Below are 19,294 nucleotides of genomic sequence, written 5' to 3' on the forward strand. Positions count from 1 at the left end.
ATCTGGAACCTGAAAGTTGGATGGGGGTGGAGGCAAGGCTATGCAACCCAAAAGCGTTTTCTGGAAGCGGCGGCAGGTATTGGCCGGCCTGGGATCTCTGGGAGCTTGGGCGTTGAGTCAAGGCTCTCCGTTTGCCCAGAACACCTCCCAGAACATGGTGGATCTGGGATCCCTGAGCTGGGCAGACATTCTGGAGCGGGCGCGGGGCAGCTCTGTCAACTGGGCCATGTGGAGCGGCAGTGAGGCCATCAATGGGTTTGTGGATGGCTGGGTGAGAAGCCAGTTGCAGGAGCGTTATGGCATTCGCTTGAACCGGATCCCGCTCACGGATACCGTTGAAGCAGTCAACAAGGTGATTGGGGAGGTACAGGCCGGGCTGCGCAGCGGCGGCAGCATCGATCTCATCTGGATCAATGGCAACAACTTCCGCACCCTCAAGCAGGGGAATTTGCTCTTCGGCCCTTTTGCTGAGAAATTGCCCAGCTTGCCCTTCTACGATCCCGCCGATATTGAAACGGATTTTGGCCTGCCCACCGAGGGCTATTCTGCGCCCTACACCGGCAACTACTTTTTGATGGCCTATGATGCCGAACGGGTACCCAATCCCCCCCAGAGCTACGCCGAACTGTTGGCTTGGGCAGAGGCCAATCCAGGGCGATTTACCTACGTGGCCCCGCCGGATTTTCATGGCAGCCGCTTTTTGTTGAGCGCCTTCTATGGTGTGACCGGGGGCTATGCTCAGTACAGCGGGCCGGACTTCGATGCCGATCTCTGGGCGCGACAATCCCCTGCCCTGGTGGAATACCTGAGAAAGCTGGATCCCTTCCTGTGGAGACAGGGCCAAACCTACCCGCCCACCTTTGCCCGCCTGGCGGAGCTTTTTGCCAACGGCGAAGTGTGGCTCATCCCCACCTTTATCGATCAGGTGATCTTACGCAAGGGCAACGGCCAATTTCCCCCCAGCACCACCCCCTATGGGATCCCGGGCACCAGCTTGATCGATCCCTCGTTTACAGCCATTCCCATCAATGCGGCCAATCCTTGGGGGGCGATGGTCCTGGCAGAGGTCTTGGCCAGCCCGGAGGGGCAGCTGGAAAAGTTCAAGCCGGAGGTCTGGGGGGATCTGCCGCTCATTGATGTCAGCCGGTTGTCTGCCGACTACCAAACAGCTTTTGCCCAGCTGGAGGCTGCTGCCGGGATCCCCATTCAAGAGGCCATTGCTGGGGCAGTGCCCATCGTGAACTCCGAATACACGGTGCAACTGGAGGCCCTCTGGCAGCAACAAGTCTTGCCGGGATAGGGGTCAGGTATGCCCCTCACCCCCAGCCTCTTTCCAAAAGGGGAGGTCTTCTGACATTGGGGGTGGGCCGGGCAATGGCGGAGCAGGATCCTCACCTTGGGGCAACCAAACTTGGAAGTGGGTCCATCCATCCGAGCTGTTGACGGAGATATTCCCCCCCATGTGCTCCACCAGTTGCTTCACCAAAGCCAGCCCCAGGCCGGTGCCGCCGTGCTTCCAGCGATCCGATTGCGGGATCCGGTAAAACTTTTCAAAGATGCGGGGCAGCTCTGGCTCTGGGATCTCGCTGCTGTTGCTGCAGACGAAGAGGATCCCCTCTCCTTCTGAGACAACCCGCAGGTGGATGGATCCCTCGGGGGCCGTGTACTTGATGGCGTTGTGCAGCAGCTCGCGCAGAATGCGCCCCAAGCAGGTGGGGTCGGCCCAAAGCGAGGGGATCCCTGCCTCCAGGTGCAGTTGCAGGTGTTGATGTTTGGCTTGGGCCAAAGGCTGAGCCCCGGCCAGCAAATCTTGTAAATACCGCGGCAGAAAAATATTCTCTGGTTGCAGCAGATACGTCCCGGCTTCCAGCCGTCGCATATCCAGCAGGTCGTTAATGAGCTCGATTTGCCGGTTGCATTCTTTCAGGGCAACGCTGAAATAGTGCTGCTGTTTCTCGGGGTTATCGCGGGTCATTTGCAGCATTTGCAAGGCCATGCGCACATTGGTCATGGGGGTGCGCAGCTCGTGGGAGACGGTGCTGAGGAAATCATCCTTCAGCAGATTCAGCCGCTCCAATTCCTTCACCTGCGCTTGGGCTGCTTGGTACAGACGGGCTTGGCGAATGGCCAGGGCACATAGGTTGGCCACCTGATAGGCCAGTTGAATCTCGTCTTCGGAAAACTCTTGCTCCGGCAGCCGCTCCAACAGCAAAGCTCCCAGCCGCTTCTCTTTGTCCCAAAGGGTGTAGGCCAGCAGCCGCACCCAGCGTCCCTCTTTCCCTGTGCGACAACAGCAGTGGATTTCCCATTTCTGCTGCGAGGAAGAATAGGACTGCGGCAGGCGCAGGAACTCCGGGTCACTGGCGTAGTCTGGCCCATGCAAGGGATCCGCCCCGCCATCTTGAGCCACGTCAGAAGAGAGAGAGGGGGAGTAGCAGTAGCCAGGGATCCAGGTTGATCCATCGTCTGAGAGCAAGAGGATATGGCAGCCGCTTAGGTTGAGTGCCTCGGCCAGGCTTTTGACCACTTCTTCCAGAATTTCCCCCTCATTCAGGCTGGCCACCATCTGGCCGCTGAGGGCGCGCAGCATCGCCTCAAAGCGAAAAGCCTGCTGCAGCTTGGCCGTGCGCAGCTCCACCTGGGCTTCCAGCTCGCGGTTGAGGGCCTGCAACTGCTGTTCTGCCCGTTTTTGCTCGGTGATCTCCCGCCCCACCGAGAGGATCTCCACCAACTGGCCCTGGCTGTCGAAAATGCCCCGATCCACCCAGCTCACCCAGCGGGACTGGCCGTCTTTGCCGGGGTACTCCCGCTCGCTGCTATAAAAAGGACTCTCAGGCGTGAGAGCGGCAAAAGCCTGCAGCACCACCTCCCGCTCTTCTTCCAGCAGCAGATCCCACAAAGCTCGGCCCACCACTTCTTCTACCCGATGATCGAAGAAACGCAATAAAGCAGAGTTGACGTAGGTGATGTGCCCATTGGGCCGAAAGCGGCAAATGAGCTCTGTCTGCTGCTCCACCACGGCGCGGTATTCTTGCTGCTGCTGCCACAGACGATCCAGCAGGGCCTGCTGGGCTGCTGCCGCCTGCTGCCAGGCTTTGGCCAGGGTCTGCACCTCCTGGATGGGGCCGGGATCCAAAGGAGGCCAGGGCTGGAAACCGCTTTGGATAAATTGCTCGGCTACTTGGGTGAGGCGGCGCAGGGGACGGGAGAGAGCTTCGCCGAGGAGGATCCCTGTCCCCAGCATGCTCAGCAATAGCCCACCCCCCAACAGCGCAGCCTGTTGGGCGCTCCGATGGACTTTGGCCAGAAGGGTTGCCTCTGGGATCCCGTACACGAAATAAAAACCTAGCCTCCCTTCACTCTGGACGGACTCCACCTCCACCCAGTAAGGGATCCCTCCGACCTTGAGGCGCAGCGAATTCTGAGAAGAGGCCGTCTCCCAGGAGCCCACCTGCTCTTGCACAGCCACCAGCAGCGGATGGGGAGCAGGCCCCGCCGTACTGGCCACCACCTGTCCTTCCTCGTCCAGCAGAAAGATCGCCCCCATGGGAGAACGGCCTTCCATCTGTTCCAGAAAGGCTTGAAGCTGCCGGACGGAGAGGGAAGCCACTAAGCTGCCGTAAACCCGCCCCTCCGAGTCGGTCAGAGACAGGGACGTCACGATCAGCCGCTCTGGATCCTGGGCAGGAAGCTCCGCAAAAAATCGGGTTACCACCCAAGTGTCGCGGATCCCTTCCGACTGCAGGAGCTGGTGAAACCAGGACAACTGCCTCAGATCCACAAAGCCCAACCGGCGAGTGAACCCTGTGGGATCCCCTGTTTCCGGATCCCGTTGGCGGCCCTGGGCGGATCCCGGCAACAGGCCGAGTGTATGGTAAGTCCAAATTGATCCGTCGGCGTGGCGGCGGGCGATCACAAACCCCCCTTGAGCCGAGACAAAGCCGACATAGCTGAGCTCAGGAAATGGCTGCAACTGGCGGGCAAAGTGAGCTTCCAGCACCTCTAGATCGGCTGGGCTGGGGGTTGTCAAATCGGGCAGCAGCCCCCCCCTCACTGCCCCTTGATTGAGGGCATTGATCTGAAGGGGAATTTGCAAATATCTGGCAAGATGCTCTTCGGTGCGGTCGGTAACTTCCCGCCTCAGTTGCTCCGTCAAGCGCAGCGCCAGGTGTCGCCCGCCCTGCCAGGAGAGATAGGCCACTCCCCCCACTCCCCCTGCTACTGAGAGCACTAGGGGCAGCAGCAACGCCACCCGCAAAGGAATGGAGCGGAAAGGCCACCGGGATCGCACTTCAGAAGAACTAGAGGAAGACGGCATGGGATCCCTCACAGAACCTCAGGCTTGGGGAGGTTCCAAAGCCCGCTGCAGAGTGCCAAGGCCGATCTCGGCCGCAATAGCCAGAAGGGCCACTGGAACCGCCCCCACCAGCAAGATGGCGTTGTCATAGAGAGCAAACCCTAGGGTAATGAAAGTACCCAGCCCTCCTGCGCCGATAAACGCTGCCAGAGTAGCACTGGCAATCACCTCAATGGTAGCCGTTTTAACACCGGCCAAGATCACCGGCAAGGCCAAAGGGATCTCCACGTGCCGCAGTACCTGGGCAGGAGTCATGCCCATGCTCAGGGCAGCTTCCCGCAGGGCCGGCTCAAGACTGCGGAAGGCCACATCCGTGCTGATCAGAATGGGGGGCAGAGCCAGAAGGGTTAGAGCCACAACTGCCGAACGGAAGCTGAGGCCGAAATAGGGGATAGCCAAAAACAAAATGGCTAAGCTGGGAATCACCCGCAGGCTGCTGAACGCATTGATCACCACCAGAGAAAGCATCTGGGAGCGGGAGCTGAAAAAACCCAGCGGCAAACCCAACAGCAGCCCCATTCCCAAAGGCACCGCCACCAGTTGCAGGTGTTGGACGAAAGCTTGAAACAGCGTGTCGCTGTGGCTCTGGGCGTAGTTGAGGGAGCGGGCCAAAAGGCTCATCAAAGGTGCGCAGATGACCGAGGGATCCAAGACCAGCCCCAGTGTAGCGCCGGCAGGCGATCTTGACAGTGCGGAATAGTGCAGAGCGGGGATTTAGCACCAATCAGGGAGATGGGGTCACTCCAATTTCGGTCTCCGACCTGCTAACGCGGTGCAATCAACCTCAACTTTCTCCCAAGGATTAGAACCCACAGCGCCGCCTGCCGACAAAAATAACCATCTGTTTCACTGCCCATCTGAGTTGCCATCTCTATCCTGCTGATCTTTCTCAATCTTGTCTGGATCCCTGTTTGGGGGGTGGTTAGCCTCTCGCTCTTGTAAGCGGCGGATTTGGGAGCGCACCTGCAAAGCAATCTGTAAAGCAGCCTCCAGGATTCGCCCCTGTTCGCTGGCCTGCTCGCTCACCTGTAGGGCCGTCAACGCTGCCAAGTTATCTCCAAAGAACTCGCTCTGCTGCTCGATCAAGTCTTCGTTTTGCCGCAAGATCCGTTCGGTTTTCAAGGCGCGAATGAGATCGGCCCGGGTCAGCTTCAGCGCTTCGATCACCTCAGCCCTCTGGGCCAGCTTCACCTCGGGGTTGCCCGCTTCCACCAACTGATCATTGACATGGATGGCCTGGATGATTCGGTTGTAGCGATCCACCTCCTCCAGCAAATTCAGCAGCAGCGGCATGCGACGGCTGCGGAAAATCCAATAGGCTTGGCCCAGGGCGGCAATAGCCGCCAGGATCCCCCATTCCACCGGCCAAGTGCCCCAAGTGGCCTGTAGGCCAGGGATCCAAATCCGCCCCACCAGGGTAAGTAGGGATCCCCCTGTCCAGAAGGTCAAGAAACGCAAGAACAAGTCCAGCGTCACCAGCAAGCGTAGGAGATCCCAGAAAGCGGAGAACTGGCGCAGGCGATCCTTAAAGCGACGAACGGGCCGAGGCCGATACAACCAAGCCACCGGCACTTGAGAGAGGCTTTCAACTTGAGCTGGGGAGATGATCAGCTCTTGTAAGTCCCGCTGCATCGCCATTTGCTCTGCTGAGGCTGGGAAGTTTTCCCATTGTACTTGCGACCTTGAGCAGCTTGGGCTTGCTCAGGGATCCCTTCCCAGAAGGGAAGCTGCCTGGCCAAGTCTCGATAGAATGGGGTTCGCTGGGCTGTTTGCGTCTTCATGCCCTCGTGCTCACGTTGTAGGGCAACAGTGAGACACAAGACAGCTCGTCAAACGCAAAGGAGAAGAGCAGGGTGACCAGCCAATTGCGCCAACTGAAGGCCCATCTCGCTGAACCGGAAAACTTTGCCCCCTACGGACAGGTCATTTGCCCCACTCCCGATCACAAACCCTTCGACAGTCAAGATGCTCAGTTGTTCTTGAATCAAGGGCAGCCCCGCTTTTACATCATGCGCTTGCCTCGCCGCGGCCTCAAGTTTACTCAGATCACCCACCACATCCGCTGCACCCAGTGCCTGGGATCCCTGAATGGCAAGGAGTGGTTTATTGGTGTTGCACCGCCTGCCGATGAGCTGCACGTGGATCAGATTCAAGCCTTTCGGGTGCCTGGGGATCGCTTTATCAAGCTGGAGATGGGTACCTGGCATGCCGGCCCCTATTTTGACCACGAAGAGTTCATCGATTTCTACAACTTGGAGCTGGCCGACACCAACATCACCGATCACGAAACCATAAACTTACTCCAAACCTACAACCTGGAGTTCCAGATCACCCCCTGACAAGCTTTTGGGGATCCCTTATCAATCGGGCAAAAGGCAGCATTGACTACAGCAATCTTTCGCTTGAGCGCAAGAAGAGTTGTGGGGATCCGTACTCCACTATGGGTGGAGAGAAAAAGTGGGCTTGGATCCCAGTCCTAGTGGATGTAGCCGACTTGGGTGAGCGTTCCTTGACTTGGGCTTAAGTTATACCCTTGTCGGCATGAGTTTTGACGCTGTGGCCCACTCGGCCAGGTGATAGAACAGGGTCAAACCCAACAGCATTTGGGAGGTTTGTTGTCATGGCTACGTTGCAACCCAAAGTGACCCACCAGCTTTTGGCGGCCTTAGCCCTGTTTGCCTGTCTGGGCTTGTTGCCTGCTTGTGGCGAGAGCAGCAGCAGCACCGTCAGCCCCCCCAGCATCACCCCCACCCCCACCGGCTCATAATTCGGCTGGTTTTTGCATGCCCTTGCAGCGGTTGCCCAAGTTGGTTCAGCTTTGGGCTTTGAGGATCGCGGGGATCTTTTGTCTTTGTCTGCTGGCGGCCTGTGGAGGATCCCCTACCTCGATGGAGCCACCGCGGGCAGGGGAAGTGCCGATTGCCAGCTTCCTGTGCCGGTTGGATCGCCAGACCCGCAGCTTCACGGGGCCTATTTACGCCGAACAGCCCCAGGTTGCTACCTGCAACCCCGGTCGCCTTACGCCTGCAGCAGCCCAAAAGATGATGGATCGGCTGAATTTTCTACGGCTGTTGCACCAGTTACCGCCGGTGAAGCTCAATCCTCAGTTCCTAGAAGCCGCCCAGCAAGCGGCCTTGATGCAGGTAGCCAATGGTACTCTCAGCCACCAGCCGCCCCCTTCTTGGCGCTGCTTTACCCCTGCTGGGGAGGCGGGATCCCGCTTCAGCAACCTGGCGGTTGGGCCCATCCTAGAGCTGAACGGCCCCGATCCAGGCCGGGTGTTGGCGCGGCAGGTGGACATCTATTTTGCCGAGCCAGGTCGAGAAAACTTTGTGGATGTGGGGCATCGCCGCTGGAACCTGTATCCTCAGTACGCCCAGGGGGCCTACGGCATTGTCTTTGACCCACGGGCTGGACGGGTGACCCAGGCCAACGCCAACTGGATCTTCGGTTTTGACGAGTCGGTGCCAGATCCAGAGTTCATCGCCTTCCCGGAGAAAGACGGCTACCTCTACCGCCTAGAAGGGTTTTCCGGCCAGCCCCTGTCTGCCTACCGCTGGTCTTTCTCGGTGCCCAGCCGTGGCGGCAAGGCTGATCTCAGCCAAGCCCAAGTCCGCATCACCGATGCCCTCAGCGGCGAGCCGGTGCCTGTTGGAGATCTCCGCGTGGGGGATCCCGCCTTTGGCCTGGAAACTTTGACCTACTCCGTGGGTTCGATCCAGCCCAATCGCAACTACACCTTTGAAATTAGCGGCATTCGCCTCAACGGTGGCCCCCCCCGCAGCTACCGCTACACCACCGCTCTCTACGACTGCGATCCCCAAACTTCCCAACGGCCCGCACCCCTCACCGAAGGGCTGGGGATCCCGCCCCGTCTGCTCTGGCAGATGGAGCCTTTCAACTCTTTCAACCCTCTCAACTAGCTTTTCCTCACCCCCAGCCCCTTTCCCAAAGGGGAAAGAGGGGTCTGCTGCTCCTGGAAGCCTGACTTTATGCATAAAGCGCAATTCGAGAATGACAAAACTGCATAACCTGTTACAAAGTGTAACGGCCAATACCAAAGTTAATGGTTCGTCATCGCTAGGGTAGCCAGTGTTCACCCCACGGCAGCGATCATGGCAAACCAATTTGAACGCCTCAAAAGCGAAAAGGATGGGCTGGCGGTCAAGGCCGAGCTGGAGGCGTTTGCCCGGATGGGTTGGGAGAACATTCCTGAAGACGACCGGGATCACCGCCTCAAGTGGCTGGGGATCTTCTTTCGCAAGCGCACCCCAGGTCAGTTCATGCTGCGGCTGCGCCTGCCCAATGGGATCCTAACCAGCGGCCAAATGCGGATGTTGGGCGCAATCATCCACCCCTATGGAGAACAGGGCGTAGCCGACCTCACCACCCGGCAGAACCTGCAACTGCGGGGCATCCCCATCGAGGAAATGCCCCAGATCCTGGGCTACCTGAAAGAGGTAGGCCTGACCAGCATCCAGTCGGGCATGGACAACGTGCGCAACATCACGGGATCCCCTCTGGCTGGTATTGACCCGGATGAGCTGATCGACGTGCGCGGCCTCACTCGCAAGGTGCAGGACATGGTTACCAACAACGGCGAGGGCAACCCTTCCTTCAGCAACCTGCCGCGCAAGTTCAACATCGCCATCTGTGGTTGTCGCGACAACTCGGTGCATGCGGAGATCAACGACCTGGCCTTTGTGCCCGCCTTCAAAAATGGCCGCCTGGGCTTCAACGTCCTGGTGGGCGGCTTTTTCTCGGCTCGCCGCTGCGCCGAGGCAATTGGCCTAGATGTCTGGGTGGATCCCCGCGATGTGGTTCCTCTGTGCGAGGCGGTGCTGCTGGTCTACCGGGATCACGGCCTGCGGGCCAACCGGCAAAAGGCGCGGTTGATGTGGCTCATTGACGAGTGGGGCCTAGAGAAGTTCCGGGCGGCTGTGGAGCGCCAGATAGGCCACCCTCTGCTCAGGGCAGCGGAAAAAGATGAGGTGGTCTGGCACAAGCGGGATCTGCTGGGGGTGCATGCCCAGAAGCAGCCGGGCCTCAACTTTGTCGGCCTGCATGTGCCGGTGGGGCGGCTCAACGCCCTGGAGATGATGGAGCTGGCCCGCTTGGCGGAGGTGTACGGCTCCGGGGAGCTGCGGCTGACAGTGGAGCAGAACGTGCTCATCCCCAATGTGCCCGACTCCCGAGTGGCCCCGCTCCTCAAAGAGCCGCTCTTGAAGAAGTTCTCCCCTAACCCAGGGCCATTGCAGCGGGGGTTGGTGTCCTGTACGGGCAACCAGTTCTGCAACTTTGCCCTCATCGAGACCAAAAACCGGGCTGTGGCCTTGATGGAGGAGCTGGAGGCGGAGCTGGAGATTCCTCAAACGGTGCGCATCCACTGGACGGGCTGCCCCAACTCCTGCGGCCAACCCCAGGTGGCCGATATTGGCCTCATGGGCACCACCGTTCGCAAGGACGGCAAGCCGGTGGAGGCCGTGGACATCTACATGGGAGGAGAAGTGGGCAAAGACGCCAAGCTGGGCGAATGTGTGCGCCAAGGGATCCCTTGCGAAGACCTCAAGCCGGTCTTGGTGGAGTTGCTCAGGGAGCACTTTGGGGCCAGGCCGCGTCAGCATCCGTCCGCCGCCCAGGCTTCTGTTTTGGTAACCCGCTAGCGGTTCTGTTGCCGTCCTGAAAGTTTTTCTTTCTTCGTCGTTGTAAATCTTGGAGGTTTCGATGTCTAAGCTGTTCAGCACTTCCTCTCCCGTCTCCCGTCGGCAATTTTTGGCCGGGGTGGCTGCTCTCACGGCTGGGGCGGCCACGGCTGGGATCCCGCGCGCCCAATCGCAATCCTTGGGCAAAGGCTACTGGGTGGCGCAGGCCGATACTCCCGAAACCACCAGCGCCAAGCTGGGGTTCATCGCTCTAACCGACGCGGCCCCCCTGATCATCGCCAAAGAAAAGGGGTTCTTTGACAAGTACGGCATGAAAGATGTGGAGGTGGTCAAGCAGGCCTCTTGGGGCACCACCCGCGACAACTTGGTGCTGGGATCCGCCGCCGGCGGCATCGATGGGGCACACATCCTCACCCCCATGCCCTACCTCATCACCACCGGCAAAGTTACCGATGGCAAGCCGGTGCCTATGTACATTTTGGCCCGTCTCAATCTGGACGGTCAGTGCATTAGCATTTCCAACCAATATCGGGATTTGCAAATCGGCCTGGATAGTTCCCCCCTCAAGGCCAAGTTTGCCGAGGTCCGAGCTGCCGGCGGGGATCCCAAATGTGCGATGACCTTCCCCGGTGGCACCCACGACATGTGGATGCGCTACTGGCTGGCCGCAGGCGGGATCGATCCCACTAGCGACGTCTCCATCATTGTGGTGCCGCCGCCGCAGATGGTGGCCAATATGAAATCCAGAACCATGGAAGCCTTCTGTGTGGGCGAGCCTTGGAATGCCCAGCTGGTGAACCAAAAAGAGGGGTATACTGCCCTCACCACCGGCGAGCTGTGGAACGGCCACCCGGAAAAGGCCTTTGCCCTGCGGGCCGACTGGGTGGATGCGCACCCGAAAGCCACCCTTGCCCTGTTGAAAGCGGTGCTAGAAGCCCAGATCTGGTGCGACCAGATGGAAAACAAAGAGGAGATGTGTCGCATCATCGGCGACCGCCGCTGGCTGGGGGTACCTGTGCCCGATATCTTGGGCCGTTCTCGGGGCACTTTTGACTACGGCACCGGCAAGGTCGTTGAAAACAGCCCCCACCTGATGAAGTTCTGGCAGGACTACGCTTCCTACCCCTTCAAGAGCCACGATCTCTGGTTCTTGACCGAAAACATCCGCTGGGGCTATCTGCCTGCCGACACCGATACCAAAGCCTTGGTGGAGCGGGTGAATCGGGAAGAACTCTGGCGAGAAGCTGCCAAAGCCATTGGTCAGGGGGCAGCCATTCCCCCCAGCACCTCTCGAGGAGTGGAAACCTTCTTCGACGGGGTGCAGTTCGATCCCGAAAATCCTGCCGCCTACCTGGAGAAATTGGCGATTAAGAAGCTGGCCTAATTTCCCAACTTTCCCCAGCAAGTTAGCTGCAAACCCTCTGTCCAGGAGAGAAGGGATCCCCGAATCCCCACAAAGAGTGTTCAACTTAAACCCCTTCTCTCTTGGGATCCTCTTAAGTTGACTTCAACCTTACTCCCAGCAAGCCATGAGGATTTTCCACTCTGCCCTACAGTTGGGCTACCACCTCTTTCGGATCCTGCTTCCCCTACTGGTTGGCCTAGGCCACTGGCTGCTGAAAACCGGCCAAGGTTCTGTTCTTCAGTCCAGTACCGGAATCGGTTCCCCCGCCAGTTCTGCACCTTCTTCTGCTTGGCGGCAAAGAGTCCAAATCCACAAAGCGCTGCGTCGCATTCTGTTGCCCGCTACGGCCATTTTGCTCGTCCTGATTCTCTGGCAAATCATTTACAGCCGCCCCGGAGCCAACTTGCCCACCCCTCTCCAGGTTTGGCAGGACACCTGGGATCCCCTCATTAAAGATCCCTTTTTTGACTATGGCGGCAATGCCAAAGGGCTGTTCTGGCAAATTTGGGCCAGCTTGCGGCGGGTGTTCATTGGGTTTGCCCTGGCCGGCTTGGTGGGGGTTGTGGGCGGCATGATCATCGGGGTCAATCGCTGGCTGTACGAGGCTTTGGATCCCATTTTTCAGGTGTTGCGCACGGTGCCGCCTTTGGCCTGGCTGCCGATTTCTTTGGCTGCCTTTCGAGATGCCAACCCTTCCGCCATTTTTGTAATCTTCATTACGGCCCTCTGGCCCATTTTGATCAACACTGTTGTCGGCGTACAGCAGATCCCTCAGGACTACCGCAACGTGGCCAGAATTGTGCGCATGTCCGGCTGGAAGTACTTTTTCAAAATCGTTTTCCCGGCAACTGTGCCCTACATTTTTACCGGCTTGCGCATTGGGGTGGGCTTGTCTTGGCTGGCCATTGTGGCAGCGGAAATGTTGATTGGCGGTGTGGGCATTGGATTTTTCATCTGGGATGCCTGGAATAGCTCCCGCATCAGCGAAATCATTCTGGCTTTGATCTATGTCGGGATGGTGGGTCTTCTGCTGGATCGGATCACGGCTTGGATTGGCTCGCTGGTGGTGGCTGAGGATCGCTAAATGAGCTTGGCCGAGTTTTAGATTGGTTGCTGACAATTTCTCCATGCTCTCAGAAATCATCTCAGGGGAATCATGAAGACTCAGCCTTACATTGAAGTGGATCATGTCGACAAGGAATTTCTCCTTGACAACGGAGAGATCTACCCTGTCCTGAAAGACATCCACCTGGAGATCCAAAAAGGGGAATTTGTCTCGTTGATCGGCCACTCTGGCTGTGGCAAATCGACCCTGCTCAACATCATTGCTGGCCTGGAAAAGCCTTCCCGAGGGGGCATTCTCCTGGAGGGCCGACAGGTTACGGATCCCGGCCCGGATCGCATGGTGGTGTTTCAGAACTATTCCCTGCTGCCCTGGCTGACCGTGCGGGAGAACGTTGCCCTGGCCGTGGACGAGGTGCTGGGATCCCTTCCCAAAGCGGAGCGGGACCGGATTGTGGCAGAACACATTCGCCGTGTGGGGTTGCAGGGGGCAGCCGACAAGCGACCGGCCCATCTGTCAGGAGGGATGAAACAGCGGGTAGCCATTGCCCGGGCTTTGGCCATCCGTCCGCGGGTGCTGCTGTTGGATGAGCCCTTTGGCGCTCTGGATGCCTTGACGCGCGGCAACCTGCAGGAGCAACTGATGGAGATTGCCCAGGCGGAGCAGCTCACCTGTGTCATGGTTACCCACGATGTGGATGAGGCGCTGCTGCTTTCGGATCGGGTGGTAATGATGACCAATGGCCCGGAGGCCCGCATTGGCCAGATTTTGCGGATCCCTTTTCCTCGACCCCGCCATCGTTTGGAAGTGGTGCGTCACCCCGATTACTACAGCCTGCGGGGAGAGATGATCTACTTTCTCAACCAGCAAAAGCGGGCTCGCCAAAAAACGCCTGTTCGCGTGGCCATTGCCAAACACGGCCTGGAGAAGGTCAATTTGGAGGTTGGCTTTGTGCCCCTCAACGACTGCGCCCCGCTGGTGGTGGCGCAGGAAAAAGGCCTGTTTCAAAAGCATGGCCTGGAGCAGGTCACCCTGGTGCGGGAGCCAGGCTGGAAGACCATCTGGGAAGGGATCCGCTCCGGTCGGCTGGATGCGGCCATGGTGGTGGCCGGGATCCCGTTGGCCTCCACGTTGGGGGTGGGGGGAGTTCCGGTGCCTTTGATTACCGCGCTAACCCTCTCCCGCGGCGGCAACGCCATTACCTTTGGGCGCAGACTTTTGGAGCGAGGCGTTCAAAGCCTGGCGGATTTTCGCCAATACCTCAACCACACCCCCGACACAGTCCACACCCTGGGAGTGGTTCATCCGGCTTCCATGCAAAACTTCCTGTTGCGGCACTGGCTGGCCGGTGGGGGGGTGGATCCGGATCGGGACGTTACGTTGACGGTGATCCCGCCGCCGCAGATGGTGGCCCACCTCAAGGCCGGCAACATCGATGGCTACTGCGTGGGCGAGCCCTGGAACTCCCGCGCTGTGCGGGAACAGTTGGGATTTATCGTCACCACCACTCCCGAAATCTTGCCCAGCCACATTGAAAAAGTGCTGACGGTGCGCCAGGACTGGGCCCAAAGCTACCCCCGCACCCACGTGGCTCTGGTCAAAGCACTACTGGAGGCTTGTCACTACTGCGATCAGCCGCAGCACCGTTCTGAGATCTTGGAGTGGCTGGCTCAGCCCCAGTATGTGGGCGTGGCCCTGGAGGATCTGCAGCCGGGGTGGACGGGTATTCTGCAGCGGGGAATTGCCGATGAATCCCAAGCCCTCACCGGTTTTCACCAGTTTGCCAACGGGCGCAACACCTGTCCGGAAAGATTGGAACACCTCTGGATCCTGACGCAGATGGCTCGCTGGGGACTCTGCGCTTTTCCCCGCAATTGGGTTTCGGTTCTCGACCAAGTTCTGGACAGCGAAACCTACGCCCTAGCCGCCAGAGAACTGGGCCTTCCGGATCGGGCCCACGACCGCGGAGCTTTACTCTTTGCCGATGGATCCCGCTTTGACGGAGAGGATCCCGTTGCTTACCTGGAGTCTGTGGCCATCCGGCAGGATCTGAAGCTGCAGGAGTACCGGCTCAGCGAAGTTTAGCTTTTGTTACCTTAAACTCTCGATTGGAAAACACCATGATGACCAGTTCTCGCCTATCTTCCTCACCGCTATCTTCTGCATCTCCGGTTGCAGGACTGCCCCTTCTTTGTCTTCAGAATGTGGGCAAGACCTACTTCACCTCAGCAGGGCCCTTCGTTGCGCTGGAAAATATCAATCTGGAAGTGGCCGCCGGTGAGTTTGTTTGCATTATCGGCCACTCGGGTTGCGGCAAATCCACCTTGATCAACATGGTGGCGGGTTTTTCGACTCCCACTTCGGGATCCATTACCCTCAAGGGCCAGCCCATCACCTCCCCAGGGCCAGATCGGATGATGGTGTTTCAACATTATTCCCTTTTGCCCTGGCTGACGGCTTTTGAAAATGTTTATCTGGTGGTGGATCAGGTGTACCCAACCAAACCCCGGTGGGAAAAAAGGGAAATTGTTCAAGAACATCTGGAATTGGTAGGTTTGGCGGAAGCAGCCCACAAGCGGCCCAAGCAGCTTTCTGGAGGCATGAAGCAAAGGGTTGCCATTGCCCGCGCTCTTGCCGTTCGTCCAGAAGTTTTGCTGTTGGATGAGCCTTTTGGGGCCTTGGATGCCATTACCAAGGAAGATCTACAAGATGAGCTGCTGGCCATTTGGCGGGATCACCGCTGCACAGTTTTGATGATTACCCACGACATCGACGAGGCTCTCTACTTGTCAGACCGGGTGGTAATGATGACCAACGGCCCCGCTGCCCATATCGGCGAGATCTTGACCATTCCCTTCGAGCGACCGCGCATCCGCTCCCGCATTATGGAAATGCCTGAGTTCTACGAATTGCGTAACCGCGCCCTTGACTTCCTCTATCGCCGCTTTGCCCATGGAGGGGATTGAGCTAGGGTTCAAAATACTTGGAGAGGGAAGTTGATGGCCACTGCTCCGGTTCAGGTAGTTCCAACCGATCTCCCAATGGAGAAGCGGGTCTCTACCCTGCCCAAAACCCTTGCCGACTATCTGGCCAATCCGGTTGCCCAAACCAAATGGGTAGATGGCTACATTGTGGAGAAAGTGGGGCAAACCTTAGGGCATGCAAAGATCCAAACCCGACTTCTCTTCCGTTGGCTCGGTTATGTTGAATGTCAGCCATTGGGGGTTATGGTTTTGGTGAAGGCTCCCGGCCAAACCAAAGGCAGAGTCAGAAGACCTGATGCTGCCTACTCATCTCCAGATTTAATCCAGCAATTTGGAGAGGATATTGCCACTTTGCCGCAGAGCTATCCTCTGGTTGAGGAGATCTTCTCTCCAACCGACTGTGGAGAAGATATCTTCCTAAAAGCCCAAGAGTATCTCAGCTCCGATGTACTGGAAGTCTGGCTGATTTTTCCCAAAAGCAAATTTATTTTTATCCAGACTCAGGATCGCCACCTTTGGCTAACCGAACAAGAGACTGCCAAAAGCCAGGTTGTATTGCCCGGATTTGAGATCCAAGTGGCCGATCTCCTCGGCTAAGAGATCCTTAACCTGATGGCCTATCGGGATCCAAAATGCAAGACACTTATCCATCCTGACAGGGATCCCAACTCATGGTGACCGCGATGGAGTCGGAAAAAGCTGTCATCAAAACCCTATGTCCCTATTGCGGTGTGGGATGTGGATTGGAGGCGGTTTCGACAGCCTCAGGTGACTGGAAAATGAGAGGCGACCGGGAGCATCCTTCCAGCTTGGGGATGGTCTGTGTAAAGGGGGCCACGATCCTGGAGGCAGTTGGTCGAGATCGGCTGCTCTCTCCCCTGTTTCGGGAGAGCTTGGATCAGCCCTTTCGCCGCATTTCTTGGGATCAGGCTTTTGAGGAGATGGTTTCTCGGCTGCGCTGCCTCAAAGACAACCCTCACTCCATGGCTATGTATGGATCGGGGCAGTTGCTCACTGAAGACTATTACGTTGCTCAAAAGCTGATGAAAGGCTGTCTGGGAACCAACAATTTCGACACCAACTCGCGCCTGTGCATGTCCTCAGCTGTCTCAGCCTACACCCAATCCCTGGGATCCGACGGTCCCCCCTGCTGCTATGAGGATCTCGATCTCTGCAATCTGGCTTTTCTGGTGGGCACCAACACAGCAGAGTGCCACCCCATTCTTTTTAATCGCTTGAAGAAGCGGCACAAGCCCGGATCCCCCCTCAAAATGGTGGTCGTGGATCCCCGGCGCACTCAGACAGCAGAAGCTGCCGATCTCCACTTAAAAATTCGCCCCGGTACGGATATCGATCTTTTCAATGGGATTGCCCATTTGTTGTTAAAGTGGGGATCCATTGCTGCTGATTTTATCGAGGGCTTCACCCAAGGTTTTGCTGAATATGCAGCTTTGCTGGCCGATTATGAACCGCAGATTGTGGCCCAGCGCTGCGGAATTGCCACCGAGGATTTGATCGAAGCAGCCAAGCTTTGGCAGGGATCCCAGAGAGTTCTATCCCTTTGGTCGATGGGCCTAAACCAGTCCAGCGAGGGCACCGCCAAGATCACCAGCTTAATCAACCTGCATCTCCTAACTGGGCAAATTGGCCGACCGGGGACCGGCCCCTTTTCCTTGACCGGCCAGCCCAATGCCATGGGTGGTCGAGAGGCGGGGGGGTTATCTCATCTGCTGCCGGGATATCGGCTGGTGAGCCATCCCCAGCATCGGGCAGAGGTGGAGCAGGCTTGGGGTTTGCCCGGCGGCTCCATCTCCCCCCACCCAGGACTGAGGGCCACCGAGATGATTGCCGCTCTGGAGACGGGATCCCTGCAGTTCTTCTGGATTGTGGCCACCAATCCTTTGGTGAGCTTTCCGGATCTGGAACGGGTCAAAAAAGCCCTGAAAAAGTCTCCCTTTACCGTTTACCAAGAGGCTTATTACCCTACAGAAACGGCAGAATATGCCCATTTGCTTTTGCCCGCCTGCCAGTGGAGCGAGAAAACCGGGGTGATGACCAACTCCGAGCGCAGGGTTACCCTTTGTCAAGCCTTTCGAGACCCCCCTGGCGAAGCCCGACCCGATTGGGAGATCTTTGCTGAAGTGGGGCGCAGGTTGGGCTTTGAAGCGCAATTTTCCTTCCAAACCGCGGCAGAGGTTTATGCAGAATTTGCCGCCCTTACCGCAAATCGCCTCTGCGATCACTCCGGCCTCAGCCATGCCCTTTTGGCAGAACAAGGCCCTCAGCAATGGCCTTATCCCAAAGAAAGAACCTCGGCCCCTAAGTCCACTCGCCTCTACACAGATTGGCGTTTCCCGACCCCCAATGGCCGCGCCCGCTTTATCCCCCACCATTCCCGTGGCTTGGCGGAGCCACCCAACCCTCAGTTCCCTTACGTGTTAACTACGGGCAGGCTATACGGCCATTGGCACACCCAAACCCGTACCGGCAGGATTGAAAAAATCAAGCACATGCACCCCCAACCCTTTATGGAGATCCATCCTCGCGATGCGGAAAAGCTGGGCCTCCAAGATGGGGATTGGGTTCAGGTGCGTTCTGCCCGCGGGCGGGCCTATTTCCCGGCCAAGATAACTGCCAACATTGCTCCCGGTACGCTATTTGTACCCATGCACTGGGGATCCCTCTGGGCAGAACAAGCTGAGTGTAATGCCCTCACCCATGACATCAGTTGCCCTGATTCCGGACAGCCGGAATTAAAAGCCTGTGCCGTTGCTCTTGAGAAAGCCGACCCACCGCTCAAGCAATCCCCTCAACTCTAGATTTGGTTCCTAATCGAGGTTCCCATGACTCTGTTTCAGTTTGAGCAAGATTTTGCCGACTCTCTGCGATGCATCCCCATGACCTTGCGCCTAAAGCTGGATTTGTGCGGGATCAAGCTCAAGCTCCATCAATGGGCCAAGTTTTCCTTAGAAGAGCGGCGGAAGTGTGTTGATTGGCCCTCTGAATCTCCACAGGATCTAGAAGAACTCCGCAACCATCTGCGCCATTTGGTTCGCTCCATCTGCCACGAAGAGGCGCAAGAGATTCCCATTGACCCCCAGCCTGAATGGCAAAATCCCAACCAGATCCCAATGGCTGTCCAACAAAAAGCTCAAGACCTGGGGATCCGGCTTGCCCTCGATTTCTGGAGAAACTTGCACGATATCCAGAGATTTGCCTTGCTGAAGTTGAGCCGATCCCATCACGAAAACAAAAATTTCTTGCCCGCTCTGCGAGAGTTTGGCCTGAAGATGGCGAGGGATGGTGATTGCAGTTACTCTGAATCTATTTGAGAGAGATAGTCTGATACATTTACGCTGAACACTGCTGAACATCACTGTTCAACTATGCAGCGATAGCATTCTGTTTGTTTCCAAACAGAATGGCGGTATCCCGCAAAGCTTTGAGTAGAATACCCAAAGCGCAGTTTCCGTGTCGTCTTACTACCAATTTTCTGCTTTGCTTTGGCTACCATGTTGGCAGACTCGAAAGTAAACAGAAAGATCAACTGGTAGTAATCCGTACTGAACATATTATACATTATTTTCAGTATAGTTGAGCTTATTATTGACTAGAGTCATGCTCCTCTGCCATGCGCTGCCCCAGACGACCACCCCCAACCCCTCTTCCACCCTGGGAGAGGAAATGCCTGCTCTAGGGGATCCGGGTCCGCAACAGTTCAAGTGGGCTAATGGGGGATCCCCCTCGAGAGGGGAGAGACTCAGCTCAGCAATATCCGTGCCTAGTCAAAGCAGAGGGCTATTGTTAAGGAATCTAAAGTAA

At 57.5% G+C, this 19,294-nt stretch carries 15 protein-coding genes; 12 read left to right on the top strand and 3 right to left on the bottom strand.

The genetic code is table 11. The features are described 5' to 3' along the window. The first annotated feature begins 40 nt into the window (after positions 1–40). Positions 41–1,300, top strand: a complete 1,260-nt coding sequence (locus ACVWZG_RS03450) for an ABC transporter substrate-binding protein (RefSeq protein ID WP_457405041.1) — start codon at positions 41–43, stop codon at positions 1,298–1,300. 3 nt (positions 1,301–1,303) lie between these two features. Here the strand turns inward: ACVWZG_RS03450 and ACVWZG_RS03455 are convergent, their stop codons facing one another. The 3 genes from ACVWZG_RS03455 to ACVWZG_RS03465 form a co-directional block, all read right to left on the bottom strand. Next, entirely contained in the window at positions 1,304–4,318 is a 3,015-nt protein-coding gene (locus ACVWZG_RS03455) for an ATP-binding protein (RefSeq protein ID WP_457405039.1), read from the bottom strand. An 18-nt stretch (positions 4,319–4,336) separates the two neighbouring features. Next, entirely contained in the window at positions 4,337–4,978 is a 642-nt protein-coding gene (locus ACVWZG_RS03460) for an ABC transporter permease (protein ID WP_457405037.1), read from the bottom strand. Between the two features lie 225 nt (positions 4,979–5,203). After that, a complete protein-coding gene (locus ACVWZG_RS03465) occupies positions 5,204–5,995 on the bottom strand; it encodes a hypothetical protein (RefSeq protein WP_457405035.1) in 792 nt (263 codons plus the stop codon). 215 nt (positions 5,996–6,210) lie between these two features. Between ACVWZG_RS03465 and ACVWZG_RS03470 the strand changes: the two genes are divergently transcribed. From ACVWZG_RS03470 to ACVWZG_RS03520, 11 genes are all read left to right on the top strand, one after another. After that, positions 6,211–6,696, top strand: coding sequence for an ureidoglycolate lyase (locus tag ACVWZG_RS03470; RefSeq protein ID WP_011431703.1), 486 nt, complete (start codon positions 6,211–6,213; stop codon positions 6,694–6,696). Between the two features lie 281 nt (positions 6,697–6,977). Next, positions 6,978–7,124, top strand: a complete 147-nt coding sequence (locus tag ACVWZG_RS03475) for a hypothetical protein (protein ID WP_187147246.1) — start codon at positions 6,978–6,980, stop codon at positions 7,122–7,124. Between the two features lie 16 nt (positions 7,125–7,140). Continuing rightward, positions 7,141–8,280: a CAP domain-containing protein gene (locus ACVWZG_RS03480; protein ID WP_414330507.1), complete on the top strand. Its 1,140-nt coding sequence runs from the start codon at positions 7,141–7,143 to the stop codon at positions 8,278–8,280. Between the two features lie 192 nt (positions 8,281–8,472). Next, a complete protein-coding gene (locus ACVWZG_RS03485; RefSeq protein WP_457405031.1) occupies positions 8,473–10,020 on the top strand; it encodes a ferredoxin--nitrite reductase in 1,548 nt (515 codons plus the stop codon). Between the two features lie 61 nt (positions 10,021–10,081). Further along, positions 10,082–11,404 carry a CmpA/NrtA family ABC transporter substrate-binding protein gene (locus ACVWZG_RS03490; RefSeq protein ID WP_457405029.1) on the top strand — a complete coding sequence of 441 codons (1,323 nt, stop codon included), beginning with the start codon at positions 10,082–10,084 and terminating at the stop codon, positions 11,402–11,404. 145 nt (positions 11,405–11,549) lie between these two features. Next, positions 11,550–12,509 (top strand): nitrate ABC transporter permease, encoded by a 960-nt coding sequence (ntrB, locus tag ACVWZG_RS03495; protein WP_011431708.1) that lies wholly within the window; start codon positions 11,550–11,552, stop codon positions 12,507–12,509. A 72-nt stretch (positions 12,510–12,581) separates the two neighbouring features. Further along, on the top strand, positions 12,582–14,573 hold the full coding sequence (locus ACVWZG_RS03500) for a nitrate ABC transporter ATP-binding protein (RefSeq protein ID WP_457405026.1): 1,992 nt from the start codon (positions 12,582–12,584) through the stop codon (positions 14,571–14,573). A gap of 38 nt (positions 14,574–14,611) precedes the next feature. Continuing rightward, on the top strand, positions 14,612–15,454 hold the full coding sequence (locus tag ACVWZG_RS03505; RefSeq protein ID WP_457405171.1) for an ABC transporter ATP-binding protein: 843 nt from the start codon (positions 14,612–14,614) through the stop codon (positions 15,452–15,454). 33 nt (positions 15,455–15,487) lie between these two features. Continuing rightward, the gene (locus ACVWZG_RS03510) at positions 15,488–16,069 is read left to right on the top strand and encodes a Uma2 family endonuclease (RefSeq protein ID WP_457405024.1); all 582 of its coding nucleotides are present in this window, start codon (positions 15,488–15,490) and stop codon (positions 16,067–16,069) included. 86 nt (positions 16,070–16,155) lie between these two features. Continuing rightward, positions 16,156–18,291, top strand: coding sequence for a molybdopterin oxidoreductase family protein (locus ACVWZG_RS03515; RefSeq protein ID WP_457405168.1), 2,136 nt, complete (start codon positions 16,156–16,158; stop codon positions 18,289–18,291). 24 nt (positions 18,292–18,315) lie between these two features. Further along, a complete protein-coding gene (locus ACVWZG_RS03520) occupies positions 18,316–18,804 on the top strand; it encodes a nitrate reductase associated protein (protein ID WP_414357823.1) in 489 nt (162 codons plus the stop codon). Positions 18,805–19,294 lie beyond the last annotated feature (490 nt).

This window comes from Thermostichus sp. OS-CIW-33 (genome assembly GCF_054059615.1).